At 68.5% G+C, this 23,446-nt stretch carries 25 protein-coding genes; 10 read left to right on the forward strand and 15 right to left on the reverse strand.

Annotation, left to right across the window (positions count from 1 at the left end; all coding sequences use genetic code 11):
• Positions 1–46: 46 nt before the first annotated feature.
• The 8 genes from ACFWZ4_RS06865 to ACFWZ4_RS06900 are packed head-to-tail and all read right to left on the reverse strand — an operon-like array spanning position 47 to position 5,400.
• Positions 47–1,255, reverse strand: a complete 1,209-nt coding sequence (locus tag ACFWZ4_RS06865) for an ABC transporter permease (protein ID WP_439703986.1) — start codon at positions 1,253–1,255, stop codon at positions 47–49.
• Positions 1,252–1,986, reverse strand: a complete 735-nt coding sequence (locus tag ACFWZ4_RS06870; protein WP_439703987.1) for an ABC transporter ATP-binding protein — start codon at positions 1,984–1,986, stop codon at positions 1,252–1,254. Before ACFWZ4_RS06870 ends, ACFWZ4_RS06865 begins: the two co-directional genes overlap by 4 nt.
• Positions 1,983–3,557, reverse strand: a complete 1,575-nt coding sequence (locus ACFWZ4_RS06875; RefSeq protein WP_439703988.1) for an alpha/beta hydrolase — start codon at positions 3,555–3,557, stop codon at positions 1,983–1,985. Before ACFWZ4_RS06875 ends, ACFWZ4_RS06870 begins: the two co-directional genes overlap by 4 nt.
• The gene (locus ACFWZ4_RS06880; RefSeq protein WP_439703989.1) at positions 3,548–3,781 is read right to left on the reverse strand and encodes a hypothetical protein; all 234 of its coding nucleotides are present in this window, start codon (positions 3,779–3,781) and stop codon (positions 3,548–3,550) included. Before ACFWZ4_RS06880 ends, ACFWZ4_RS06875 begins: the two co-directional genes overlap by 10 nt.
• A gap of 10 nt (positions 3,782–3,791) precedes the next feature.
• The gene (locus ACFWZ4_RS06885) at positions 3,792–4,181 is read right to left on the reverse strand and encodes a hypothetical protein (protein ID WP_439703990.1); all 390 of its coding nucleotides are present in this window, start codon (positions 4,179–4,181) and stop codon (positions 3,792–3,794) included.
• Between the two features lie 19 nt (positions 4,182–4,200).
• The gene (locus ACFWZ4_RS06890) at positions 4,201–4,392 is read right to left on the reverse strand and encodes a helix-turn-helix transcriptional regulator (RefSeq protein ID WP_231323027.1); all 192 of its coding nucleotides are present in this window, start codon (positions 4,390–4,392) and stop codon (positions 4,201–4,203) included.
• A complete protein-coding gene (locus tag ACFWZ4_RS06895) occupies positions 4,389–4,808 on the reverse strand; it encodes a hypothetical protein (protein WP_439703991.1) in 420 nt (139 codons plus the stop codon). The genes ACFWZ4_RS06890 and ACFWZ4_RS06895 overlap by 4 nt, the downstream gene beginning before the upstream one ends.
• Positions 4,801–5,400 carry a hypothetical protein gene (locus ACFWZ4_RS06900; protein ID WP_439703992.1) on the reverse strand — a complete coding sequence of 200 codons (600 nt, stop codon included), beginning with the start codon at positions 5,398–5,400 and terminating at the stop codon, positions 4,801–4,803. Before ACFWZ4_RS06900 ends, ACFWZ4_RS06895 begins: the two co-directional genes overlap by 8 nt.
• A 443-nt stretch (positions 5,401–5,843) precedes the next feature.
• Between ACFWZ4_RS06900 and ACFWZ4_RS06905 the strand changes: the two genes are divergently transcribed.
• From ACFWZ4_RS06905 to ACFWZ4_RS06920, 4 genes are all read left to right on the forward strand, one after another.
• Positions 5,844–6,380, forward strand: a complete 537-nt coding sequence (locus tag ACFWZ4_RS06905) for a fimbrial protein (RefSeq protein ID WP_439703993.1) — start codon at positions 5,844–5,846, stop codon at positions 6,378–6,380.
• Between the two features lie 87 nt (positions 6,381–6,467).
• Entirely contained in the window at positions 6,468–7,211 is a 744-nt protein-coding gene (locus tag ACFWZ4_RS06910; protein WP_439703994.1) for a fimbrial biogenesis chaperone, read from the forward strand.
• The gene (locus ACFWZ4_RS06915; RefSeq protein ID WP_439703995.1) at positions 7,208–9,973 is read left to right on the forward strand and encodes a fimbria/pilus outer membrane usher protein; all 2,766 of its coding nucleotides are present in this window, start codon (positions 7,208–7,210) and stop codon (positions 9,971–9,973) included. The genes ACFWZ4_RS06910 and ACFWZ4_RS06915 overlap by 4 nt, the downstream gene beginning before the upstream one ends.
• Before the next feature lie 32 nt (positions 9,974–10,005).
• A complete protein-coding gene (locus ACFWZ4_RS06920) occupies positions 10,006–10,965 on the forward strand; it encodes a fimbrial protein (RefSeq protein WP_439703996.1) in 960 nt (319 codons plus the stop codon).
• Positions 10,966–11,024: 59 nt separating this feature from the next.
• Here ACFWZ4_RS06920 and ACFWZ4_RS06925 read toward each other — a convergent pair whose 3' ends face one another.
• On the reverse strand, positions 11,025–11,369 hold the full coding sequence (locus tag ACFWZ4_RS06925; protein ID WP_439703997.1) for a hypothetical protein: 345 nt from the start codon (positions 11,367–11,369) through the stop codon (positions 11,025–11,027).
• A gap of 308 nt (positions 11,370–11,677) precedes the next feature.
• Positions 11,678–12,424 carry a ferredoxin--NADP reductase gene (locus tag ACFWZ4_RS06930; protein ID WP_439703998.1) on the reverse strand — a complete coding sequence of 249 codons (747 nt, stop codon included), beginning with the start codon at positions 12,422–12,424 and terminating at the stop codon, positions 11,678–11,680.
• Between the two features lie 90 nt (positions 12,425–12,514).
• On the opposite strand from ACFWZ4_RS06930, the gene ACFWZ4_RS06935 reads away from it, so the two are divergent.
• From ACFWZ4_RS06935 to ACFWZ4_RS06955, 5 genes are all read left to right on the forward strand, one after another.
• Positions 12,515–13,450, forward strand: a complete 936-nt coding sequence (locus ACFWZ4_RS06935; RefSeq protein WP_439703999.1) for an ATP-binding cassette domain-containing protein — start codon at positions 12,515–12,517, stop codon at positions 13,448–13,450.
• Between the two features lie 106 nt (positions 13,451–13,556).
• Entirely contained in the window at positions 13,557–14,336 is a 780-nt protein-coding gene (locus tag ACFWZ4_RS06940; RefSeq protein WP_439704000.1) for an ABC transporter permease, read from the forward strand.
• A gap of 10 nt (positions 14,337–14,346) precedes the next feature.
• Complete coding sequence (locus ACFWZ4_RS06945; RefSeq protein WP_439704001.1) at positions 14,347–15,066, forward strand: pseudouridine synthase; 720 nt, start codon at positions 14,347–14,349, stop codon at positions 15,064–15,066.
• 155 nt (positions 15,067–15,221) lie between these two features.
• Positions 15,222–16,583: an NfeD family protein gene (locus ACFWZ4_RS06950; RefSeq protein WP_439704002.1), complete on the forward strand. Its 1,362-nt coding sequence runs from the start codon at positions 15,222–15,224 to the stop codon at positions 16,581–16,583.
• A 33-nt stretch (positions 16,584–16,616) separates the two neighbouring features.
• A complete protein-coding gene (locus tag ACFWZ4_RS06955) occupies positions 16,617–17,381 on the forward strand; it encodes a slipin family protein (RefSeq protein ID WP_439704003.1) in 765 nt (254 codons plus the stop codon).
• 57 nt (positions 17,382–17,438) lie between these two features.
• Here the strand turns inward: ACFWZ4_RS06955 and ACFWZ4_RS06960 are convergent, their stop codons facing one another.
• The 4 genes from ACFWZ4_RS06960 to ACFWZ4_RS06975 all read right to left on the reverse strand — a co-directional run bounded on the left by ACFWZ4_RS06960 (position 17,439) and on the right by ACFWZ4_RS06975 (position 20,353).
• Positions 17,439–18,428, reverse strand: a complete 990-nt coding sequence (locus tag ACFWZ4_RS06960) for a hypothetical protein (RefSeq protein ID WP_439704004.1) — start codon at positions 18,426–18,428, stop codon at positions 17,439–17,441.
• Positions 18,429–18,569: 141 nt separating this feature from the next.
• Complete coding sequence (locus ACFWZ4_RS06965) at positions 18,570–18,944, reverse strand: DUF2946 domain-containing protein (protein WP_439704005.1); 375 nt, start codon at positions 18,942–18,944, stop codon at positions 18,570–18,572.
• A gap of 90 nt (positions 18,945–19,034) precedes the next feature.
• Positions 19,035–19,688 carry a helix-turn-helix transcriptional regulator gene (locus ACFWZ4_RS06970; protein ID WP_439704006.1) on the reverse strand — a complete coding sequence of 218 codons (654 nt, stop codon included), beginning with the start codon at positions 19,686–19,688 and terminating at the stop codon, positions 19,035–19,037.
• Between the two features lie 2 nt (positions 19,689–19,690).
• Positions 19,691–20,353, reverse strand: coding sequence for a hypothetical protein (locus ACFWZ4_RS06975; protein ID WP_439704007.1), 663 nt, complete (start codon positions 20,351–20,353; stop codon positions 19,691–19,693).
• 223 nt (positions 20,354–20,576) lie between these two features.
• Here ACFWZ4_RS06975 and ACFWZ4_RS06980 point away from each other — a divergent pair, with 223 nt between their 5' ends.
• Positions 20,577–21,950: a M20/M25/M40 family metallo-hydrolase gene (locus ACFWZ4_RS06980; RefSeq protein WP_439704008.1), complete on the forward strand. Its 1,374-nt coding sequence runs from the start codon at positions 20,577–20,579 to the stop codon at positions 21,948–21,950.
• Positions 21,951–22,013: 63 nt separating this feature from the next.
• On the opposite strand, the gene ACFWZ4_RS06985 is transcribed toward ACFWZ4_RS06980, so the two are convergent.
• Positions 22,014–23,417, reverse strand: coding sequence for a mannose-1-phosphate guanylyltransferase/mannose-6-phosphate isomerase (locus tag ACFWZ4_RS06985; RefSeq protein WP_439704009.1), 1,404 nt, complete (start codon positions 23,415–23,417; stop codon positions 22,014–22,016).
• Positions 23,418–23,446 lie beyond the last annotated feature (29 nt).

Below are 23,446 nucleotides of genomic sequence, written 5' to 3' on the forward strand. Positions count from 1 at the left end.
CCTCTCCCCGCCGGGGAGAGGGAGCCAGATGCGGGAGCCTCGCGCGTCAGCCCGAGATCGCCAGCCGCTCGGAGCGATAGAGCTGCATGGTCACCAGCGCGGCGATCAGCGCGGCCAGCGAGGTGCCGGCCAGGCACAGCGCCAGCGGCATGGCGCCGACGCCGTCGCCGCGCACCAGGTCGATGATGCCCAGGTGCTGGCCGAGCAGTGGCACGGCGTACATCCAGTCCTGCGGCTTGAGCGGCATCACCATCAGGAAGATGCTCGGCAGGATCGGCACCATCATCAGCAGCGACAGGTAGGTCTGCGCCTCGCGGTAGCTCTTGGCGAAGGCGGCCACCAGCGACTGCAGCGCGCCCAGCAGCACGATCAGCGGCAACTGCAGCAGCAGCACGTGCAGGGCGAAGGCCAGGCCCAGATGGACTTCCATGCCGAGCTTGTCGGTCGGAATGAAGCGGCCGACGACCGAAAATGCGACCAGGCAGATCACCAGGCTCGCGGAGGAGAACGCGCAGATCGCCGCCAGCTTGCCGAGGAACACCTTCCAGCGCGGCACCGGGTTGGCGAACAGCGGTTCCAGCGATTGCCGCTCGCGCTCGCCGGCGGTGAGGTCGATCGCCAGGTACATGCCGCCGATGAAGATGGTCAGCACGAACAGGTACGGCAGCATGTTGAACATCAGCACCGCGCGCGACTGCGCGGTGGCCTGGTCACGCTTGGCCACGAGCACTGGCGAGGCCAGCGCCGGCGAGAGGCCGCGCGCCACCAGCCGCATCGCCCCCTGCTGGCGGGAATAGCCTTCCACCAGTTTGGTCACGCGCTCGACCGGCGTGCTGGCGTCGCGCTGGGAGGAGTCGTAGATCACCTCCACCTGCACTGGCTCGCCCTTGCGCCAGGCTTTGGCGTAGTCCGGCGAGATGCGCAACACCAGGTCGGCCTGCTGGTCGCGCACGGCCTGTTCGGGGTTGGCCAGCGCCGGTTGCGGCAGCACGCCGCCGGCCTTGAGCGCACCGACCAGGTTGGGTGCGTACTGCGCGCCGATCACCGGCACCTTGAGCGGCTGCTCGGCCTTGTCCAGTTCGCGGTTGACGGAGAAGCTGATCAGCATCACGAACAGCAGCGGCGTCAGCAGCGGGCCAGTCAGGAACGCGCTGGTGAGCGTGCGCCGGTCGCGCAGGTTCTCGCGTACTTCCTTCAGGAATACCGTGACGAACGCGCGGCTGCGGCGCAGCGGGTGGGTCTCCATCTTGTTCATGCGGCCAGTCCCTCATCGGTGCCGATCAGTTTCACGAAGGCTTCTTCCAGGTTCGCCTCGCCGGTCTGCGCGCGCAGCGCGTCGGGCGTCTCGTCGGCGACTACGCGGCCGTGCGCGATCACCACGATGCGGTCACACAGCGCGGCGACCTCCTGCATGATGTGGCTGGAGAACAGCACGCAACGGCCTTCGGCCTTGAGCTTCAACATGAACTGGCGCAGCGCACGGGTGGCCATCACGTCCAGGCCGTTGGTCGGTTCGTCCAGGATCACGTTGCGCGGGTCGTGCACCAGCGCGCGCGCGATCGCGGTCTTTACCCGCTGGCCCTGCGAGAAGCCCTCGGTGCGGCGGTCGGCGATGTCGGCCATGTCCAGCGCCTCGATCAGCGCCTCGCGCCGGCTGCGCACCTCGTCGTCCGGCAAGCCCTGCAAGTGCGCGAAGTAGTCGATGTTCTCGCGCGCAGTCAGGCGCTTGTACAGGCCGCGCGCATCGGGCAGTACACCCAGATGGCGGCGCACGGCCAGCGCGTCGGTGGCCGCGTCCACGCCGTCGACCAGCACCTGGCCGCGGTCGGGTTTCATCAGCGTGTAGAGCATGCGCAGCGTGGTGGTCTTGCCGGCGCCGTTGGGGCCGAGCAGACCGGTAATCTCGCCGTCGCGGGCGGTGAAGCTGACGCCGTCGACGGCTTTCACCGCGCCGAACGCCTTGTGCAGGTCCTTGACCTCGATCATGGGGTCGCTCCGTTGAAGTCGATGAACAGCGGGGTCGGTTGCAGGCGATCCAGGCAGCTCGCATCGAGCTTCTTCGGATCGAGCTTCTCGACGAAACTCTTCACTAGCGTGGGCATGCAGCCGGCGGCGATCACGTTATGGCCCTGGCCATTGAGTACCAGGTGGCGACCATTGGAGAGGCCCTTGAGCACCTCCTCGCCGTAGCGCGGCGGCGTCACCGGATCGAACTGGCCCGACAGCAGCAGCGTGGGGATCGCGGTCTTCAGCGGCTGGTGGAAATCGGTCGGGCGCATGCCGTGCGGCCAAACCGAGCAGACCGCCTGCAACGTGTCGATCATGCGCGTGCCCAGGATCGTGTCGGCGTCCTGCGGGCGCGGCTGGAGCAGGTCGGCGTCCTCACTGCAGATCACCGAGGACTGCATGCCACCGTTCATGCTGTCGGCCATATCGCCGCTGATCAGCTTGGCCTGGCCCAGCAACGGACCGACGTCGCCGTGCGCGGCGGCGTCGATCGACAACGGCAGCAGCGCGGTGGTGACCGGCGAATAGGCGAACAGGCGCACCACGCTGGCCAATGCGTCATCGCTCAGCGTGCGCTCGACCGTCTGGTAGTTCTGCGGATCGCGGAAGCTGACCTTGTGCGGATTGGCGCGCAGCGCATCGCGCAGCTGGTAGAGCGTCTGGTACGAATCGCCGAAGCGTGCCTTGCACGAAGGCTCGGAGGTGCAGCGGGCGAACTGTGCCTTGAGCGCATCCTCCAGGTTGCGTGCGAAGTCCTCGCCCAGCACCAGCTGGTTGGGCACCACGCCGTCGAGCAGGATGCTGCGCACGGCGTCCGGGTGGTGCATGGCGTACTGCTGCGCCACGCGCGTGCCGTAGGACACGCCAACCAGGTCGAACTCCGGCGCGCCCAGCGCCTGGCGGGCGTCCTCCAGGTCGGCTACCGCGGCGGTGGTGGTGTAGAAGCGCGGGTCGGCTTTGGCCTGTACTTCCTTCAGGCAGGTCACGACCTGGGCGCGCAGGCGGTTGGCGTCGAAACCGGCGACCGCGCCGGCCTTGTCGTCCTTGTCGGCCGCCTTGCAGTCCAGCGGGTTGGACTGGCCGGTGCCGCGCTGGTCGATCAGCAGCACGTCGCGGTGCGCCAGCAGCGGCTCGAATGCCGACGCGATCATCGGCCAGGTCTCGGTGGCCGCCTGGCCAGGGCCGCCGGCGAGGAACACCAGCATGTCTTTGGCCGGCACCTGCGCGCCGGAACGGATCACCGCCAGATTCAGCTTGATCTTGCGGCTGCCCGGATCGTCGCGGTTCTCCGGCACCTCGAACGGCGCGCACCAGGCGGCCGTGGTCAGGCCGCTGTCGGGGCGGCCCAGTTCGCAGGCGGTGAGGGTCAGCCGACCCAGCTTCCACGTACGCGGCTTGACCGCGGCCCGCGACGTGGCCGGTGCGGTCTCGGCGACCGCGTCGGCCCGCTCATTCGCCGCTGCGTGCGGGTGGAACTGTTTCCACGCCAGCAGGCCAAGCCCGCCGGCGATCACCACGATGCGCAGCACCGTGCGCGCTTTCAATGCCATGTCCTCAACTCCCTTCCCGTCCCACAGACCATTTCCAGCCGGCGTCGCAGATCCGACGCAAGCTCCCATTCGGTGTCCAGCTTGATTGACGCGCTTACCGATGCCGTCGGCATGGATGCGCGCACGGCCGGCAACTCCCGCGCGGCCGCTTCCGACCAGGCAGGCATCCGCGCGCAGACCAGCAGCACGAGCGCGGCGACGATGACGGCGGTGCGATGTTTCACGCGCCCCCCCCTACAGCGACCAGTAGCGGTAGCGCAGCCGGGCCCACAGGTGCGCCAGCAGGTAGCAGCTCCACAACGCCAGCGGTGCCACCACGAACGGCACGTCGACCAGCTTCGAGGCGCGCACGAAATACAACAGAAGGATCACACCGCTGTTGGCGATGAAAGCCAGCACCATCGCCTCCATTTCCAGCCGCCGGCGCATTTCGTCCATGCGGCGGATCTGTTGGAACTCGGTCCAGCCGGCCCAGACGTAGCAAGCCATCAGCGCCGCCAGCGCGATGGCGCGCCCGGCCGGGCCCAGGTGGCGCACCGACACGGCGTACAGCGCGATCGCCGCCAGCAGCACGGCCAGAGGCAGGCGCACGGCGAGCAGGTAATTGCGGGTGTGCTTCTCCATCGTCGTACGTCCAGTCCCGTCAATCCGGTTCAAAGATGTTCTCGATCGGTCGCCCGAAAAGACGCGCGATCTTGAAGGCCAGCGGCAGGCTGGGGTCGTATTTGCCGGTCTCGATGGCATTGACGGTCTGGCGCGACACGTCCAGCCGCTCGGCCAGGTCCGCCTGCGACCATCCCTGCCCGCCGCGCAGGTCGCGCACCTGGTTCTTCATCGGCGGCGCAGCCTCACCACCAGCACCAACTTGGCCAACCCGAAGATCCAGAAGAAGCACGGCAGCACCAGCAGGGCGACCAGCGCAGCCGGCACGCCTTGCAGCACGCCGGCGCTGAGCAACAGCCCGAAGCTCAGGAACCCGCACGAAGTCAGCACGGCCGCCGCAGCCAGCGCCTGCAGATCGAGCTGGCGCTCCAGCTCGTCCTGCTCGCGGATGACCAGCGCGATCGCGCGCATGGCGATCATCACCGGCAGCATCGGCAGCAATGCCAGAAGCGTTCGCAGGGTCATGCTGTGGGTAAGTGGCACCAGCCACCCGAACAGGCCGATCAGTACGCAATATCCGGCCATCGCAGGCAGGAACCGCACCAGATAGCGCTTGTGCACCGCGCGCATGGCCATGGCCTTACTCACCCCGCGATCGGTGGCGCAACCGACGCCAAACCAGCACGGCCAGCACCAGAAGCACGCCCGGCACCAGTCCTACCAGCAAGCCAGCCTGGAAATCGTCCAGCCGCCCGCGCCACCAGGCGACGCCCAGCACCATCAGCCCCAGCACGGCCAGCAGCAGCAACTGCCGACCGGGCGAGCTCCCCTCGCAACTGACGCTCTCGCCGTAGTGGCGCACCAGCAGCCAGCTGCGGGCGATGCCATAGCCGATCATGGTTACCGGGAACACCCAGATCAGGATGCTGCCGTCCAGCCTCACCACCCCGGCCGCCGCCAGGAACCCGCCGACCAGGCTGAGCGCGCCGAGCAATGCCGTGGAGGCACCCAACGCCACCAGGTGCACGCGCTGCTCGAACTCGTCGCTGGCCCGAATCCGCCGCGCCATGAGGCCGATCACGAACAGCATCGGCAGTACCGGCACCACCGCCAGCACCACCTTCAGCGGCACGCTGGCGGCGGTTCGGCTCAGCGGCCAGACCAGCAGCATGGCGGCCATGTAGGCGACCATCGCGACCGACAGCTGGCTGCGGTAACGGGTTTCGTTGAAACGCGGCATGACTGGCTCCCCTGCCGACGGCGCGCCACCCCGGCGGCCTGTCAAGCAAACTTGACAGATAGCCTAGGCGGCGCCGTCGAGGGTGTCAAGCACCCTTTACACGACCCGCATATCGGCCTTGCCTTGCGTGCCTTGAGTGCCCAAAATGTGACTGTGATCACAATGTGAAGCATGTGACGCACAGGGGCAAATCCGGGACTGGGGAGTCCACCGGCAGCCGATAGCCGCACACGGCAAAAAACCGACACTCGTTCGCGACAGGCCTTTGCTGCCAACAACTTGGCGCTCGTGTGCGCCAGTTGGCACAGGATTTGCGAACTGCGTCACAGCCAGGCAGGCCAGCGCTTGCTGGTCGCGCCACGGGGGCAACCGGGAAGTCTCGCCGGGCCTGCACCGCACCGGAACACATTAGTCAGCCGCATCAATCATTTAGAGGAATCAGCATGTCCAAGCGTCTTCTCTCTACCGCGCTGGTCGCCGTTCTGGCCGCCGCCGGCTTCGCCCCGTCCGCCCAGGCTGCCACCGGCACCATCAACATCTCGGGCAAGGTGCTCGCGGACACCTGCACGATCGCCGTGAACGGCGGAAGCACCGTCACCCTGCCTTCGGTGATGAAGACGGCCTTCACCGCGGTGGGTTCCGTGGCCGGCGCCACCACCTTCGCCGTTGCGTTGACCGGCTGCGATACCAACGCCACCAGCGCCACGATGCAGTTCTCGGGCAGCGGCATCGACACCACCACGGGCAACCTCAAGAACACCGCCGCCAGCGGCTCGAACGTGCAGGTCCAGCTGCTCAACGCGGCGAGCTCGGACGCGGTCATCAACACCAACACCCAGGCCAACGCCCCGGTCATCGCCATCGACAGCTCCACGGGCGCGGGCACGGCTTCGCTCAAGGCGCAGTACATCGCGACCAACGCAGCGACCACCGCGGGCCTGGTGACCTCGTCGGTCAGCTTCACGCTCACTTACCTGTAAAGCGGAACTCCGCGCGCGGCAGCCTCCACCCGGCTGCCGCGGCCCCGCCGGTCAGCGCGGCACGCCGGTTTCGTACGGAATACCTCGATGAAAACCCCGCTTCGCGCGCTTGGCGCAGCCCTGATTGCGCTTTCCACAATCACCGGTGCGGCCGACGCCAGCGTCGTGATCGCCGGTACGCGCGTCGTATTCCCTGCAGCAAGCGGAGAGGTCACCGTCCGCCTCAGCAACGAAGGCGACCAGCCAGCCTTGATCGAGGCCTGGATCGACAGCGGTGACCCCGCCTCCACGCCGGACACGGCCAACGTGCCTTTCCTGGTCACGCCGCCCCTGGTGCGGATGAACGCAGGCAAGGGGCAGAGCCTGCGCATCGTCTATACCGGCCAGCAACTGCCGGCGGATCGCGAGTCGCTGTTCTGGCTCAACGTGTTGGAAATCCCGCCCAAGCCGGGTTCCAAAACGGGCGAGGAACAGAACACGCTGCAGTTCGCGGTGCGCTCACGGCTTAAGCTCTTCTTCCGGCCGGCCAACCTGCCCGGCGATCTGCCGACCGCAGCCCAGCAAGTCACCTGGACAGTTGTCCCGGACGGCAACGGGTATGCATTGACCGCCCATAATGCCTCGCCCTACCACATCACCTTCAGCAAGCTGTCGCTGAGCGTCGGCGGTACCAGCTATGCCGCCGCGGGTGGCATGGTCGATCCGCAGGCGACGCTTCGCCTGCCGATCAAGGATCTCGCGCGGCCACCGACCGCCGGAACCGTGGTCGACTACACCGTGATCAACGACTTCGGTGCGGCCACCTCCTACAAAGGCACCATCGGGCAGTGAAGCAAGCGCGCGCCAGCGCCGGGGCGACAGCGTCGCGCGGGCTGGTGGCGCGCCGCCATCTACTGCCCGCGCTGATCGGCATGCTCCTGTGCAGTTGGGGCGGGAAGGCCATCGCGGCGGTCACCGCGGGGTCCGGTGCGGGTGCCGACGCGGACGCCGTCGATGCCAGCTTCGACCGCAGCATGCTTTCGGGCGCCGGGCAGAACACCACGGATCTTTCGCGCTTCGAGCGCGGCGACTTCATCCCCCCGGGCGACTATCGCGTCGACGTCTACCTCAACGATCGCCTGATAGGTCGCAGCGACGTGCGCTTCGCGGCGGCATCGCCGGACGCCAGCGCGACCCCCTGCGTGACGCGTGGGCTGCTCGACATGCTGGGCCTGCATCCGGCGGATCTTTCGGCCCGGGCCACGGCCGACCTCGCCAGCGGGACCGCCTGCGTCGACTTCGGCCAGATCATCCCGGGCGCCAGCATGAGCCTGGACATGGCCGATCTGCGCCTGGACGCCACCGTGCCGCAGGCTTTCCTGGGCCAGATGGCGCGTGGCTATGTCGACCCGGCGTACTGGGATTCGGGCGTCACCGCGGGGCTGCTCAACTACAACTTCAACAGCTATCGCACCACCAGTCAGGGTCTGGCACAGACTTCCGCCTACCTCGGCTTGAATGCAGGGATCAATCTCGGGCGGTGGCACCTGCGGCAGGATTCCGCGCTCACCTGGCAGTCGGCGGTCGGCGATGCACGCGCCACTCGCCACTGGCAGAACACCGCCACCTACGCACAGCGCGATCTCCCGGCCATCCAGGCGCAGCTGACCGTAGGCGACTCGTGGACCAGCGGCGAGATATTCGACAGCCTCGGCGTGCGCGGCATCCAGGTCGCTACCGACGATCGCATGCTGCCGCAGTCGCTGCGCGGCTATGCACCTACCGTCCGCGGTGTGGCCGGCAGCAATGCCAAGGTGACGGTGCGCCAGAACGGCATGGTGATCTACGAAACCACCGTGTCGCCGGGCCCGTTCGTCATCAACGATCTCTATTCGACCGGATACGGCGGCGACCTGCAGGTCACGGTGGCCGAAGCGAATGGGCGCGTGCATGCCTTCTCGGTGCCTTACGCCTCGGTGCCGCAATTGCTCCGTCCTGGAGTGACCCGCTTCAGCGTGGTGGCGGGCGAACTTCGCGACCGCTCGATCCAGGACGATGCGAACGTGTTGCAGGCCACGCTGCAGCATGGCTTCAGCAATCTGCTCACCGGCTACGCCGGCGTGGCAGGATCGCAGGGCTATGCCGCCGCCTTGCTGGGCGGCGCATTGAACACCCACTACGGCGCGTTCGCCATGGACGTGACGGGTGCACGCACGCGCATCCCGGGCATGGACACCATGTCGGGCCAGAGCGTGCGTTTGAGCTACAGCAAGATCATGGCGCAGACAGGCACCGCGCTCACCGTGGCCGCCTACCGTTACTCGACCGGCGGTTTCCTTGCCCTGGGCGACGCCGCCCGGGCGCGCGACTATGCGCGCCGCGGGCTGCCGGTCTTCGCATCGGGGTATCCCTCGACCACGACGAACGCCGGCGCGCCGCCGAGCGATCTGCTGACGCCGGAACAGCAGGCTGCGCTGGTGGGCGGCGGTTTCGTCGATGCGGTGGCGCCCATTGGCGTTGACCGTCAACGCAGCAACTTCAGTGTCACGCTCAACCAGCAATTGGGAACGCGCGGCGGTTCGCTCTACGTCAATGGCTCGGTGCGCGACTACTGGAACCGGCGGGGCACCGACACGCAATTCCAGCTGGGCTACAACAATTCGATCGGGCCGATGACGTACAACGTCTCGGCCAGTCGCGAGCGCGACCTGCTGGGCCGCAGCGAGAACCGCTATACGGTCTCCCTGACGCTCCCCCTGGGCGACAGCACGCATGCGCCGATCCTCACCGGCGCATTGACCCGCGACAGCGGGGGCGGCATGCAGGAACAGGCCACCGTCAGCGGCACCGCCGGCCGCGATGACCAGTTCAGCTACGGCGCCACTGCCGCTCACGACAACACGGTTCTCTCCGGCAGCACGGGAAGCATCAATGGCGGCTACCACGGCACGCACGTGCAGCTCAACGGCGGCATCGGCGTGGGCAGCGGCTATTCGCAATCCTCGCTGAGCGTCGCCGGCGGCATCGTGGTCCATCCCGGCGGCGTCACCTTCGGCCAGCCGCTGGGCGATACCGTGGCCATCGTCGAGGCCCCCGGTGCCGCAGGGGCACGCGTCGGCAATGCCGCCGGCCTTCGGGTGGACCGGCACGGCTACGCGCTGGTGCCTTACCTCACGCCCTACGTGCTCAACACGGTGACCCTGGATCCGGCCGGCCTGTCGCTCGACGTACAGCTGGACAACACGAGCGCCCAGGTCGCACCACGCGCCGGCGCCGTGGTGATGGTCAAGTTCAAGGCCGATACCGGCCGATTCATGCTGGTCAGGGCACGCCTGGCGGACGGCCGTACCCTGCCTTTCGGTGCGCAGGTGGAAGACGAGAAGGGCCAGGTCATCGGCGTCGTCGGCCAGGCCGGCCGCGTCATGATGCGGGTCAGCCGCGACACCGGCCGCACAAGCGTGCGATGGCAGGATGCAGGCCACGAGCGCCGCTGCGGCTTCTCCTACCGCGTCCCTGCCGCTCCGGCCGGTGCAGGCGCCTCCCCGTATGCCGAACAGAGCGCTGTCTGCAGCATGCCACCTGCCGTCGCGGCACCCGATTCCAAGAGCACCTGATCACCATGCGCAGCGCAAAACACGACCTTTCCATGGCAGTGGCACGCGGCTACCGGCGCGTAGCGCTGCTGCTGGTCGTGCTGTTGCTGGCGACCGTCCCAGGCCGAGCCTGGTCCAAGTGTTCGTTCAATGCGCGCAACTCGCAGGGCACCTACTCGGTCGCCGTGCCGTCGACCATCGTCAACGATCCGGCCATCCCGCAGGGCAGCGTGTTGTATACGTCCTCGCCCACGGCCATCAACCAGCGGGTGAATTTCACCTGCAACAACAGCGGCAACAACGGCTGGGGGCTGGTGAACGACGCCGGGACCACGCCGCCGACCACGGAGAAGCTTTTCCCTATCGGGACCACGGGCGTCAGCTACCGGGTCATCCAGAGCGGGAACTACATCTACCCCTATCCGTTTTTCGATCTGGGCAACGGTTCCTGGTACGAAGCGGACGCCGTGACGCTCGAACTCGTCAAGACCGGCCCGATCGCAGACGGCAGCTCGCTTCAGGGCCAACTGGCGAGCTTCAAGGCAGGCACACCGGGCAACTACATTTTCGACGCCGTGATCACCCTGGCTAACCAGCTGACCTTCACGGCCCCTGCCTGTACCGCCAATGCCAGCGTGATCAACGTGACGCTGCCCACGGTAACCAACCAGGCGTTCAGCGGGGTCGGATCGGTGACCGGCGCCACGCCGTTCCAGATCGCACTGACCTGCTCCGGCGGCGCAACCGTGCGGATCACGCTGGACACCACCACGCCGGTGGCGGGCAAGCCGGGTGTCATCGCGCCCTCGAGCGGGAGCACCAACGGCATCGGTGTGCAACTTCTGGATTCCTCCGGCGTGACGCCCGTGAGTTTCGGCGTTCCCGCGGTCATCGGGGCAACGCCCAACGGCGCGCTCAACGTGAACTATGTCGCCCGCTACTACCAGACCGGAGCCACGGTCGGCGCAGGGTCGCTCGGCGCCACGGCGACGTTCACCCTTTCGTACCAGTAGGTCCGCCCGGCTTCATTCCGGGGCACGGGGCCAGGAAGGCGTAGGCTTCGACGGCTCGCTCAGTCGTAGGTGCGCACCACGACCTTGGCGGCGTCCCCACCGTCCGCGGACCTGGCGTAGCTGGCGAAATAGCCAAGCAGCCGGTCGCGCGCGAGGTCGAGCGCGGCCAGATCGTGCACGTCGCTGGAATAGGTAGGGCCCGCATCCACCGTCGTCATGCGGCAAGCCAGGCGCTGCGAGGTGGGCATCCCGGCGTGGGAGGCGGTCTCGTTGACCAGCCCGGCGGTGGGGCACGTCGGCTCCAGTACGGCTCCGGAGAAATCGATCCGCCCGCCGCCTGCCCACGCGCCGGACGAGGCCAGCACCAGGATCGAGCCAATCAACCAACGATGCGAACCGCGCATGAGCCTTCCCTCGCGGCACGGACGGACGCGTGCCTGAAAGTGCTTTCGGCGGAGGAACGGTGGCCTTGATGGCACGCGACGGACTTCCCTCCGAAAGCGCGAACGCCGTCACATTTTTGACGGGTCCGGGTCCGGGGGAAGGTTTAGCGGACGGGTGGTGAGCAGGGCGCCTGCGCTGGCGGGTTACTTATCGACGCGAGGTCAACAAACTTGAAGAAGGCATGCAAGGCCGACGCTGGCAGGCCGCGCGGGATGCGGGCCCGCCGGTCCGGGCGGGCCGGGTGCCGGCGGGCTTGAGCCTGCCCACGTCAGCGCGACGAGATGTACTTCTCGCGGCGGATCTGCGCCACCGGGAGGCCGTATTCCTTCAATGCGGTGAAGGCGGCATCGACCATGTTGGGGTTGCCGCACAGGTAGGCGATGTCGCGGTCGGCGTGCGGCGCCAGCTCGGCCAGGACGCTCTGTACGTGGCCGCTGCGGTCGTGCGGGCGCGGCTCGGTGCGGGGTTGGCGGCTCAGGCAGCCGTGGAAAGTGAAACCGGGGTTTTCCCTCGCGAAGGCCTCGAATTCCTCGCCGTAGAGCAGTTCGGTCTCGTTGCGGGCGCCGTAGAGCAGCACCACCTCGCGGTCGCCCCTGGCGAGCAGCTGGCGGATCTGCGGCAGCATGGCGCGGTAGGGCGTGACGCCGGTACCGGTGGCCAGCAGCAGGTAGCGCGGGTGGGTGTCGCCCGGATTCAGGCAGAACCGGCCGTAGGGGCCGCTGGCCTCGATGGTCTCGCCCGGCTGCAGGTTGCCCAGGAGCTTGGTGGCCGCGCCGCCCTCCACGTAGCTCACCGCGATTTCGATGCGTATGGTCGGCGAACTGCCGTCGCCCACGGTCGCCACCGAATAGCTGCGCTTGGTCGCCGTGCCGTCCTCGTAATGGAAGTGCACCTGCAGGAACTGCCCGGGCTGGAAGGCCAGCGGCTGGCCGTCGGCGCGCTCGAACACCAGGTGGCGCACGCTGGGCGCGAGCATGAAGCTGTCGACGAGGCGGAGGGTGAAGTGGTCGGCCATGGGATTCCGGAGCGGTAGGCACGCCCGGCGTGAGCGGGGTGCAGGTAAACGACCCCGTATAATAAAGGGCTGGCCCCCACGGTGCAGCCCATGTCATCTGTTCCCGCACTCGTCGTCGACAACCTGCGCAAGACCTACGGCAACGGCGTCGAAGCCCTCAAGGGCATCTCGCTGACCGTGCAGCAGGGCGATTTCTTCGCGCTGCTCGGTCCCAACGGCGCTGGCAAGTCGACCCTGATCGGCATTCTTTCCTCGCTGGTCAACTCCACCGGCGGCGATGCGCGCATCTTCGGCGTGTCGGTCAACCAGCAGCGCAACGAGGCGATGAAGCTGATCGGCCTGGTGCCGCAGGAGATCAACTTCAACCAGTTCGAGAAGCCGTTCGACATCTGCGTGAACGAGGCCGGCTTCTACGGCATCCCGCGCAAGATCGCGGCGCAGCGCGCAGAGAAGTACCTCAAGGAGTTGCGCCTGTGGGACAAGGCGCAGCACCAGGCGCGCATGCTCTCCGGCGGCATGAAGCGGCGCCTGATGATCGCCCGCGCGATGATGAACGAGCCGCGCCTGCTGATCCTGGACGAGCCGACCGCCGGCGTGGACATCGAGATCCGCCGCTCCATGTGGCAGTTCGTCAGCGGCATCAACGCGGCGGGCACCACGGTGATCCTCACCACGCACTACCTGGAGGAAGCCGAACAGCTGTGCCGCAACATCGCGATCATCGACCACGGCACGATCGTGGAGAACACCACGATGAAGCGGCTCCTGGCGACGCTGGACGTGGAGACATTCGTACTCGACGTGGTCGCCGCACCGGCCGAACTGCCGGTCATGCCGGGAGTCATCTTGCGCCGCGTGGACGACTACACGCTCGAAGTGGAGATGGCGCGCGAGCACGACCTCAACTCGGTGTTCTCGGCGCTGTCCGGGCGTGGCATCACGGTCAAGTCGATGCGCAACAAGACCAACCGGCTGGAGGAGTTGTTCGTCAGGCTGGTCGAGGGCGGGCGGGACAAGGCCGCGTGAGGGTCATCCGCACGACCGAGCGCACGCAGATCCCCACATGACCCCGCCGCCCACGATTCCCCCCGCATCCACGCCTGCCATCCCCGGCGAAGCCAAAGGCCCAAGCATGAGCAATACCGCCACCAACCTCGTCGCCCTGCACACCATCGTGCGCCGCGAGATCGTGCGCATCATGCGCATCTGGACGCAGACGCTGATCCCGCCGGCGATCACGATGACGCTGTACTTCGTCATCTTCGGCAAGCTGATCGGCAGCCGCATCGGCACCATCCAGGGCGGCTACAGCTACATGCAGTACATCGTGCCCGGGCTGGTGATGATGAGCATCATCACCAACAGTTACGGCAACATCTCCAGTTCGTTCTTCGGCGCCAAGTTCAGCCGCGCGGTGGAAGAGATGCTCGTCTCGCCGATGCCCAACTGGGTGATCCTGCTCGGCTACGTCACCGGCGCGGTGACGCGCGGGTTGGTGGTCGGCGTGCTGGTGCTGCTGATCGCGCTGTTCTTCACCTCGCTGCAGGTGGCGCACCCGCTGATCACGTTCTTCTCGGTGCTGCTGGGCGCGACGATCTTCTCGCTGGCCGGTTTCGTCAACGCGGTCTACGCCAAGAAGTTCGACGACATCGCGCTGGTACCGACCTTCGTGCTTACGCCGCTGACCTATCTCGGTGGCGTGTTCTATTCGGTCAACATGCTGGGCGAGCCGTGGCAGGCGATCTCGCGCGCCAACCCGATCCTGTACATGGTCAACGCGTTCCGCTTCGGCGTGCTGGGGATCAGCGACGTGAACATCGGCGTGGCGTTCGTGGTCATGCTGGGCTTCGTGGCGGCGCTTTCGATCGTGGCACTGCAGCTGCTCAAGCGCGGCGTGGGCCTGCGTTCCTGATCCGCCTGCGATGCGCGTCAACAAATACATCAGCGAGGCCGGACTGTGCTCGCGCCGCGAGGCGGACGAGTGGCTCGCGGCCGGGCGCGTCACCATCAACGGCGAGGTCGTCGGCACCGGCGCCAAGGCCCTGGAAGGCGACGAGGTACGGGTCGACGACGAGGTCGTGCGCATGCGCGTGCTGGCCGCCACGCCGGCGGCCAAGAAGGCCATCTACATCGCGTTGAACAAGCCGGTCGGCATCACCTGCACCACCGACCGGAGCGTCGCCGGCAACATCGTCGACTTCGTCGACCATCCGCAGCGGGTGTTTCCGATCGGGCGGCTGGACAAGGATTCCGAAGGGCTGATCCTGCTCACCAGCAACGGCGACATCGTCAACGAGATCCTTCGCGCGGAGAACCGGCACGAGAAGGAATACCTGGTCGGGGTGAACAACCCGGTGACCGATGCGTTCCTGGCCGGCATGGCGCGCGGCGTGCGCATCCACGGACAGATGACGCTGCCGTGCAAGGTGCGCAAGATCGCCCGGTTCGGTTTCGGCATCGTGCTCACGCAGGGGCTGAACCGGCAGATCCGCCTGATGGCGGCCGCGTTCGGCTACCGGGTGACCCAGCTGCGGCGCGTGCGCATCGTCAATATCCAACTGGGTCGCCTGAAGCCGGGCCAGTGGCGCAACCTCACCGATGCGGAACTGAAAGGGCTGCTGCCTGGCCGCACGCAATGGTGAGGGCGGCACGCGGCGGCGAAGCGGTCCGGCGCGCCCACGCCGCCACCCTGCGCACGTCCTGATCGGGCCACCCGCCCGGCGTCGTGGGCGCGGCGGCGCCTTGATCCCCGTCGGCGTAGAGTGATCGCATCGGGGTTCCGGCGGAGGGTCGGGCCATGGTGTGCTGGCGGCGATGGGCTGCGGTGGTCTGCCTGGCGGCGGCATGGCCGCTCTGCGCCGACACGGCGCCCGGCGGGCACGCGCCGGCCATGGTGGCGCAGCTCACGCTGGACGGGGCGATCGGCCCCGCCGCCGCCGAGTATTTCGACGACGCCGCGCGACGCGCCACCGCCGATGGCGCGGTGGCGATCGTGCTGCGGCTGGACACCCCCGGCGGCCTCGCCGGGGCGATGCGGCAGATCATCGCCGGCATGCTCGCGAGCAGGGTGCCGGTGCTGGTGTTCGTCGCCCCGGAGGGCGCGCGGGCGGCCTCGGCGGGGACGTACATCCTGTACGCCGGTCAGGTCGCCGCGATGGCGCCGGCGACGCACGTAGGCGCCGCCACCCCGGTGCAGCTCGGCGGACACACGACCCGGCCGCTCGCCGGACCCGCTGCGGCCGGCACCGCGCCGCATCGCGCGGACGGTGACCAGGACGCCGAGGCGACCAAGGTACTCAACGACTCGATCGCCTACCTGCGCACGCTGGCGCAGTTGCGCGGGCGCAACGCGGCATGGGCCGAACAGGCGGTCCGCGGCGCGGCCACGCTCACCGCGTCCGAAGCGGCGCGGCGGCAGGTGATCGACTTCGTCGCCAACGATGTCGCCGACCTGCTGGCCAAGGCCGACGGCCGCGTGGTGCAGGTCGGCAACCGGTCCGCCACGCTGCGCCTGCGCGGGGTCGTGGTGCGTGACTATCCACCCGGCGCGCGCACGCGCTTCCTCGGGGTCATCACCGAGCCCACGGTGGCGTACCTGCTGTTGCTCGCCGGCATCTATGGGCTGGTGCTGGAAGCCCTGCATCCGGGCGCGCTGCTGCCCGGCATCGCCGGCGGCATCTGCCTGCTCGTGGGCCTGTACGCGTTGCAGTTGCTGCCGGTGAACTACGCCGGGCTGGCGCTGATGGCGCTCGGCCTGGGCCTGCTCGCAACCGAGGCGGTCAATCCCACCGTGGGCGCGCTCGGCGCCGGCGGGCTGGTCGCCTTCGTCATCGGTTCGGTGATGCTGATGAACGAGGCGGTGCCCGGCTACGGCGTGAACCTCGGCGTCATCGCGGGCATGGCGCTGGGCGCCGGCGCGTCGCTGGCGGGCCTGGTCTGGCTGGTGCTGCGCTCGCGGCGACCGCAACAGCGCATCGGCGATCCGGCGATGGCGGCCGACCTGGCCGTGTTGCTGGCACCGCTCGATGCCACCGGCGAAGGCTGGGCCCTGGTGCGCGGCGAGCGCTGGCACGTGCGCTGCAGCAGCGCGCTTCCGGCCGGCGCGACGGTGCGCGTGGTACGGCGCGAAGGATTGCTGCTCTGGGTCGAACCGGCCTGACGGAGGTCAGGCCTCCATCCACGGAGAACGGCCATGTTCGGATTCATCGGCGTATTGGTGGTGCTCGCGGTCCTGCTTCTGTTCGCCTCGGTCAAGGTGTTGCCCGAGTACCAGCGCGGCGTGGTGCTGACCCTCGGGCGCTACACCGCCACCAAGGGGCCCGGCCTGGTGCTGCTGGTGCCGGTGGCGCAGCGGATGTTCCGCGTGGACCTGCGCACCACGGTGCTGGACGTGCCGCCGCAGGACGTGATCTCGCGCGACAACGTGTCGGTGCGCGTCAACGCGGTGGTCTACTTCCGCGTGGTGGAGCCGGACAAGTCGGTGCTGCAGGTGGAGAACTTCCTGCAGGCAACCAGCCAGCTGGCGCAGACGCGGCTGCGCTCGGTGCTGGGCCAGCACGAGCTGGACGAGATCCTGTCCCAGCGCGACTCGATCAACCAGACCCTGCAGGTGATCCTCGACCAGGCGACCGACCCATGGGGCATCAAGGTGGCCACAGTCGAGATCAAAGACGTCGACCTCAACGAGACGATGGTGCGTGCGATCGCGCGCCAGGCCGAGGCCGAGCGCGAGCGCCGCGCCAAGGTCATCCACGCCGAAGGCGAGCTGCAGGCGGCGGAAAAGCTGCGCGACGCGGCGGCGACGCTGGCGCAGCAACCGCAGGCCTTGCAGCTGCGCTACCTGCAGACGCTGGCGGACATGTCCACCAGCGGCAAGTCCTCCACGGTGGTGTTCCCGCTGCCGCTCGACCTGGTGCGCCCGCTGCTCGATGCATCGCCGGCAAGGCCCGGCGGGTGAGCAACGCGAGGCCGGGTGCACCGGGGCCTGCGCCACCCACCCGCTCGAGCCGATAGGTCAGAGCCGGTAAGTCAGGCCCAACGACCACAGCCGCCCCGGCTCCAGCTGCAGCCCGTTCACGCGCCGCCAGATCGGCAGCTGGACGAAGGCATAGGCCTCCAGCCGCCGTCCCAGCTTCACCCCTAGGCCGGGACTGAGATACGCGTAGGTCGCGCCGCTGTTGGCCCGGTCGGCCTCGCGGCCGCTCTCGCGCCGCTCGCTGTGCAGGTTGATCTGCAGCTGCGGGGTGAAGCGCCCGGCCGCGAGATAGCGCAGCCCAAAGTTGGCGTTGATCGAGTTGCCGGGGCGGAATCCGCCGCGGGCGTTCAGCGGCACCTCCGCCATCGCCTGCGCGAAGTAACCGACGGACTGGCCGAGATTGCCGAACTTGTAGAAGCCGACCAGCGCGTCGGTGGTGCCGGTGCCCAGCTGCAGGCCGCGGTCGAGCAGCTCGCCGGCCTGCGGGCCGGCTTCGAAGGCCTGCCGGAACCGGCCGGTCGCCAGCTTCAGGCCGAACTGCAGGCCCAGCCCCGCGTCCGGGCTCAGGCCCTGGTAGCGAGCCACCACGCGCAGGTCGCCGATGCCGTTGGCGTCGGAGGTGGACACCGCGGTGTCGCCCTCGGCGATCGTCTGGTGATAGCGGCTCTCGTAGGGCAACTGGAACGACACGCCCCAATAGCGGGACAGGTTGTAGTCAGCGCTGAGCAGCGTGTTGCGGTTGATGGTCCTGAGCTGCACTTCCTCGTCCGTGGGAAACGAGAACGAACCCAGGCTGACCCGGTTAGTGCCGTGGTACAGCTGGTCTTGGTCGAAATAGTCCTGGCGCAGGCCCAGGTGCCAGCCACGGGTGATGGCGTAGCCCTGGCTGGACCAGTCCGAATTGAGCGAGCAACCGCAGGTGGAGCAGGCGCTCGCCAGCGTCGGGGCGACGGCCAGCGCGGCAATGGCCAGCAGCGGGGCGCGCGTGGGGCGCAGGCGCGCGGGGGCGAAACGGGAAATCATGTGCATGGAAACCGTCCTGGGTCTCGGCGGCGCGATCGACGCGCCCGCCGTGGAAAGGAGATTGCAGCCGAAACGGCAAGCGGTACGTCGCCCGCTGACGTCAGCCGTGCCAGTGGCGCGCGCGAGGCGGTCGCGGCGCGCGGCGGATTACGCGGGCAGGTCGCCTGGCGGGCCGCGTGGCGCGGCGGCCAGAACCACGCGCGCGCTCCAACACGGCGAGGGAACCGCCGGGCCCGACCGGGCCGGCGGCAGTGGCGCGAGGACCGGCAGGCTGGCGACGGCCAGCAGCACGGGCATGTGCCCGAGCAGGTCGCAATAGCCGCAGCGGGTGATCACCGGCACGCCGGGCGCGGCCGGCGGATCGCGATGGCCATCGTGCATGTCGCCCGCAGCCATGCCGGCCATGCCCATTGGCGTGCCCGGCAGGGGCGACAGGCGCGCGATCACCGGCATGGCGATGGTCAGGGCGATGGCAAGCATCCCCAGCCAACCGATCCACCGATGCGTGCGCGAGCGTTTCATCCTCAGCCTATGGATTCCGGGTCCGACGCGGTTATGCATGGTCCCATGCGAGGGCCCGGGCGCAGGTGTGGCACGGTGCCGCGCGAGCGCTCAGTCGCCGTGCGGCTTGCCCAGCGGGGCGCCGATGCGGAACCGGCACACGTGGCCGCCACGCACGATGCATTCCATGTGGTGAATGCGCCGTCCACTGGCCGCTTCCATGTAAGCCAGGTCGAACTTGCAGACTTGCGGCACGCTGCGGGCCATCGCGTGGAACACGCAATTGAAAGCCTCGACCTGCGGCTCCTGGCCATGCTTCGCGACCACCGCCTCGTAGCCGAGCGCGTCGAGCTGGCTGGCCAGCCGCTGCACGACGTCGTCGTGGCTCGCTTCAGGCGGCAGCGGCACCTCATGGCCACCCAGCGTGCGACCCAGGTCCTGCAGCATCTCCTCCAGCGCGGCCGGCCCGTAGCGCTCGCGCAGCTTGCCCAGCAGCGCCGTGCTGAGCAGGCCGTAATTGCGCGGGAACAGCCCGCGCCCGTTCTCGGTCAGGCGGAAGCGTGCCTGCGGCCGGCCGCCGGTGGCGCGCGCCTGCCCGCGTTCGACGTAGTTGCGCGCGAGCATGGTGCTCAAGTGCTGGCGTACCGCGTTGTGGCTGATGCGCAGGCGCTCGCACAGCTCCTCCACCGAACAGCCCTCCGGCGCCATCAATAACTGGCGCAGCAGGCGCTGCTGGGTGGCACCGAGCCGTGCGAGCGCGCTCATGCTCAGGCGGCCTTGGCGGGGAACTGTTTGGCGATCGCACCGGCCAGCGCGTCGGAGATCACGTCCATGTGCGCCTGGATGGCCTGCCAGGTGGACTGCTCGCCCTTCATGTCGCCGGCCATGATCTGCTGGATCTGGGTAGCGTGGTGCGCGACGTGCGTGGCCATCAGGCCCTGCACGGCATTTTCCGGCAGGTTCGGGTTGGCGCCGGAGAGGAACTGGGCGATCGCCGTGACGTTCGACTGCAGGTCGGCCATGGCCTTTTGCTCGCCGGCGGAGTCGTTGGCGGCGCGCGCATCGGTCAGCGCCTTCACGCCGCCCCAGTGACCGGCGAGCAACTCGAGCATGCGGGCCCCGGCCGGCTTGCCGTAGAAGCCCCCGACCGCATCGGCGATCTGCTTGGCGTTGGCGACCACTGCGTCAGCCGCGGCCTTGGCCTTGGCGCTGTCATGCGCGTGCACGGCCAGCGCGTAGTCGCGGGTATGCACGGCATGGCCGTGCCAGAGCGAGCGCATCGCGGCGTCGAGCTTGGGCGCGGCGGGCACGGCGGACGCCGGGCTTTGGGTCTGCATGGCCATCGCGGGAGTCGCCGCGGCCATCGTGGGGGTCGCCGCGGCAAAGGCAGCAGCCAGGATGGCGGCGGACAGGCAGGTGGAAGGTTTCATGACGGTCTCCAGAAGGATCGTCGCGGTTGCGACGGTGGAAGTCTGGACGGGCCAGATTTACGCGCAATAGATATATGTGTAAAGCCTTTCATATCGTGATTGCCGAGGATGGAAGGAGCCCGCTTGCGGGCGATTCCCCTGGCGGCCGTTCATCGCCCACACGTGGGCTCCTGCAGGTGTGCCGTGGCTTGTAAGGTAGGTGCTTTCGAAGTGGATGCATGCCATGTTTTCCCGCCACCGCCTGCTGCTCGCCGCCCTGCTCTCCCTCGCCACCGCCGCGCTCGCCAAGCCGCCGGCGCTGCCGGTAGAGCATCCTGAGCTGCACGCGCTGGCCAGCGCCCCCAGCGAACAGGAACTGCGCGCCACGATCACCGCGCTGGTCGGCTTCGGCACCCGCCACACGCTGTCGGACACCCGCTCGGACAACCGCGGCATCGGTGCGGCGCGGCGCTGGGTCAAGGCGCGATTCGAACGCATCAGCCATGACTGTGGCGGCTGCCTTGAGATCATCACGCCCTCGCAGACATTCACCGGCGAACGCGCGCCGAAGCCGGTGGAGGTCATGGACGTGGTCGCCATCAAGCGTGGCAGCGCCGACCCGGACCGCGTGATCGTGATCACCGGGCACCTCGATTCGCGCGTCACCGACGTCATGGACGCCACCCACGACGCGCCCGGCGCCAACGACGACGCTTCGGGCGTCGCCGCGCTGATCGAGGCCGCGCGGCTGCTGTCGACCCAGGACAACCGCGCCACCCTGATCTTCGCCGCGCTCTCCGGCGAGGAGCAGGGCCTGTACGGCGGCAAGGTGCTGGCCGAGTACGCGGTGGCGCACGGCTGGCGCGTGGAAGCCCAGCTCAACAACGACATCGTCGGCAAAAGCCGCGGCCAGAACGGCGTGCGCGACAACACCGTGGTGCGCGTGTTTTCCGAGGGCACCAAAAGCAACGAGACGCTGACGCAGGCCGCCTATCGCCGCTACCACGGTGGCGAAGTCGATTCGCCCTCGCGCAACCTGGCCCGCCTCATGGACCGCCTGGCCGACGCGTACCTGGCGGACTTCCATGTGCGCATGGTCTATCGCACCGACCGCTACGGCCGCGGCGGCGACCAGGTGCCGTTCCTGCAGGCGGGCTTTCCGGCGGTGCGCATAACCGAGGGCCACGAGGACTACGCCCGCCAGCACCAGGACCTGCGTCCCGGCTATGGCGACACCATCGACGGCATCGACTTCCGTTACCTCGCGCGCGTCACCGCGCTCGACGCGGTCACGATGGCGAGCCTGGCCCGCGCGCCCGCGCCACCCGCCGGCGTGGACATCAAGGGTGCGCTGGCCACCGACACCACGGTGAGCTGGCGCAAGGTGCCTGGCGCGGCCGGCTATCGCGTGCACTGGCGCGACACCACCGCACCGCGGTGGCAGCACGCGCGCGCGGTGGGCGACGTGGACCACGCGGTGCTCGGGGATGTGGTGATCGACGACTGGTTCTTCGGCGTGTCGTCGGTGTCCGCCGACGGATACGAAAGCCCGGTGGTCTTTCCGGGCGACGCGGGAAGCTTCGAACGCTCACCGCCGGAGGCGGCCGGGCGGCGCTGATCGAGTGTTGTCGCCAGGCAGCCCCACCGGCCGTTCCACCCCGTGGAGAGACACACGCCGGGCTCAGCCCCGGCCGTACGCATCCTCGAAACGCACGATGTCGTCTTCGCCCAGGTAGCTGCCGGACTGCACCTCGATCAGCTCGAGCGGCAGGCGGCCGGGATTCTCAAGCCGGTGCCTCACGCCCAGCGGGATGTAGGTGCTCTGGTTTTCGGTCAGCGTGAGTACCTCGTCTCCGCGGGTGATGCGGCCGGTGCCACTGACCACCACCCAATGCTCGGCACGATGGTGGTGCATCTGCAGGCTCAGGGAAGCGCCCGGATTGACCGTGATGCGCTTGACCTGGAACCGCTCGCCCACGTCGATCGAGTCGTAGCTGCCCCAGGGGCGATACACCTTGCGGTGGCTGGCCGGCTCGCCGCGACCTTGCGACTTGAGCCGCGCGACGATGCCCTTGACGTCCTGCACCCGGTCCTTGTGCGCGACCAGCACGGCGTCGGCGGTGTCGACCACCACCACGTCCTTTAGTCCCAGCAACGCGACCAGGCGGCCCTCGCCCCAGGCCAGCGTGTTGCGGCAATCCTGCGCCACCACGTCGCCGTGGTGCGCGTTGCCGTCGCCGTCCTGCTCGGCCACTTCCCACAGCGCCGACCAGCTGCCGAGATCATTCCACCCGACATTGATGGGCAGCACGGCGGCGGCGTCGGTGTGTTCCATCACCGCGTAGTCGATCGAGTCGGAGGGGCACGCGGCGAAGGCGGCCTTGTCCAGCCGCACGAAATCGGCATCGCGCGCGGCACCGTCGATCGCGGCACGGCATGCCGCCAGGATGGCCGGCTGCTGGCGCTCGAGCTCGGCCAGGAACACCGACGCGCGGAACAGGAACATCCCGCTGTTCCACACGTACTCGCCCGAGGCGACGTACCGCTGCGCCGTGGCCGCGTCCGGCTTCTCCACGAACTGCGCTACCTGGCGCACGCCCCCGCCCACCTCGGCGCCGGCGCGGATGTAGCCATAGCCGGTTTCCGGAGCGTCCGGCACGATGCCGAAGGTCACCAGCCGCCCCTGCGCCGCGATCGGCTCGGCCTGGCGCACGGCGGCCTGGAATGCCGCCGCATCCTTGATCACGTGGTCGGAGGGCAGCACCAGCAGCAGCGGATCGGCGCCCTCGGCGGTCGCCTGCAGCGCGGCCACGGCGATCGCCGGCGCGGTGTTGCGCCCGACCGGTTCGAGCAGGATCGCCGACGGCACGCAGCCGACCTGGCGCAATTGCTCGGCCACCATGAAGCGGTGCTCCTCGTTGGCCACCACCATGGGGGCGGCCGACGCCAGCGGCGCGATGCGCAGCCAGGTCGCCTGCAGCATGGTGTCCGAACCCGCCAGCGGCAGGAACTGCTTGGGATACGCCTCGCGCGACAACGGCCACAGGCGCGTACCCGAGCCACCCGAAAGAATCACCGGAACCATCCACTTCTCCATCCGGCCTGCCGCACCGG

It is taken from the genome of Frateuria sp. GZRe12, from assembly GCF_051900535.1.
Lineage (GTDB): Bacteria > Pseudomonadota > Gammaproteobacteria > Xanthomonadales > Rhodanobacteraceae > Frateuria_A.

Bases quoted from the DNA above. Each gene is read 5' to 3' on its own strand.
- ACFWZ4_RS06865 (WP_439703986.1), bottom strand. From the start codon at position 1,255: ATGAACAAGATGGAGACCCACCCGCTGCGCCGCAGCCGCGCGTTCGTC.
- ACFWZ4_RS06870 (WP_439703987.1), bottom strand. From the start codon at position 1,986: ATGATCGAGGTCAAGGACCTGCACAAGGCGTTCGGCGCGGTGAAAGCC.
- ACFWZ4_RS06875 (WP_439703988.1), bottom strand. From the start codon at position 3,557: ATGGCATTGAAAGCGCGCACGGTGCTGCGCATCGTGGTGATCGCCGGC.
- ACFWZ4_RS06885 (WP_439703990.1), bottom strand. From the start codon at position 4,181: ATGGAGAAGCACACCCGCAATTACCTGCTCGCCGTGCGCCTGCCTCTG.
- ACFWZ4_RS06890 (WP_231323027.1), bottom strand. From the start codon at position 4,392: ATGAAGAACCAGGTGCGCGACCTGCGCGGCGGGCAGGGATGGTCGCAG.
- ACFWZ4_RS06900 (WP_439703992.1), bottom strand. From the start codon at position 5,400: ATGCCGCGTTTCAACGAAACCCGTTACCGCAGCCAGCTGTCGGTCGCG.
- ACFWZ4_RS06905 (WP_439703993.1), top strand. From the start codon at position 5,844: ATGTCCAAGCGTCTTCTCTCTACCGCGCTGGTCGCCGTTCTGGCCGCC.
- ACFWZ4_RS06910 (WP_439703994.1), top strand. From the start codon at position 6,468: ATGAAAACCCCGCTTCGCGCGCTTGGCGCAGCCCTGATTGCGCTTTCC.
- ACFWZ4_RS06920 (WP_439703996.1), top strand. From the start codon at position 10,006: ATGGCAGTGGCACGCGGCTACCGGCGCGTAGCGCTGCTGCTGGTCGTG.
- ACFWZ4_RS06925 (WP_439703997.1), bottom strand. From the start codon at position 11,369: ATGCGCGGTTCGCATCGTTGGTTGATTGGCTCGATCCTGGTGCTGGCC.
- ACFWZ4_RS06930 (WP_439703998.1), bottom strand. From the start codon at position 12,424: ATGGCCGACCACTTCACCCTCCGCCTCGTCGACAGCTTCATGCTCGCG.
- ACFWZ4_RS06935 (WP_439703999.1), top strand. From the start codon at position 12,515: ATGTCATCTGTTCCCGCACTCGTCGTCGACAACCTGCGCAAGACCTAC.
- ACFWZ4_RS06940 (WP_439704000.1), top strand. From the start codon at position 13,557: ATGAGCAATACCGCCACCAACCTCGTCGCCCTGCACACCATCGTGCGC.
- ACFWZ4_RS06945 (WP_439704001.1), top strand. From the start codon at position 14,347: ATGCGCGTCAACAAATACATCAGCGAGGCCGGACTGTGCTCGCGCCGC.
- ACFWZ4_RS06950 (WP_439704002.1), top strand. From the start codon at position 15,222: ATGGTGTGCTGGCGGCGATGGGCTGCGGTGGTCTGCCTGGCGGCGGCA.
- ACFWZ4_RS06955 (WP_439704003.1), top strand. From the start codon at position 16,617: ATGTTCGGATTCATCGGCGTATTGGTGGTGCTCGCGGTCCTGCTTCTG.
- ACFWZ4_RS06960 (WP_439704004.1), bottom strand. From the start codon at position 18,428: ATGCACATGATTTCCCGTTTCGCCCCCGCGCGCCTGCGCCCCACGCGC.
- ACFWZ4_RS06965 (WP_439704005.1), bottom strand. From the start codon at position 18,944: ATGAAACGCTCGCGCACGCATCGGTGGATCGGTTGGCTGGGGATGCTT.
- ACFWZ4_RS06970 (WP_439704006.1), bottom strand. From the start codon at position 19,688: ATGAGCGCGCTCGCACGGCTCGGTGCCACCCAGCAGCGCCTGCTGCGC.
- ACFWZ4_RS06975 (WP_439704007.1), bottom strand. From the start codon at position 20,353: ATGAAACCTTCCACCTGCCTGTCCGCCGCCATCCTGGCTGCTGCCTTT.
- ACFWZ4_RS06980 (WP_439704008.1), top strand. From the start codon at position 20,577: ATGTTTTCCCGCCACCGCCTGCTGCTCGCCGCCCTGCTCTCCCTCGCC.
- ACFWZ4_RS06985 (WP_439704009.1), bottom strand. From the start codon at position 23,417: ATGGTTCCGGTGATTCTTTCGGGTGGCTCGGGTACGCGCCTGTGGCCG.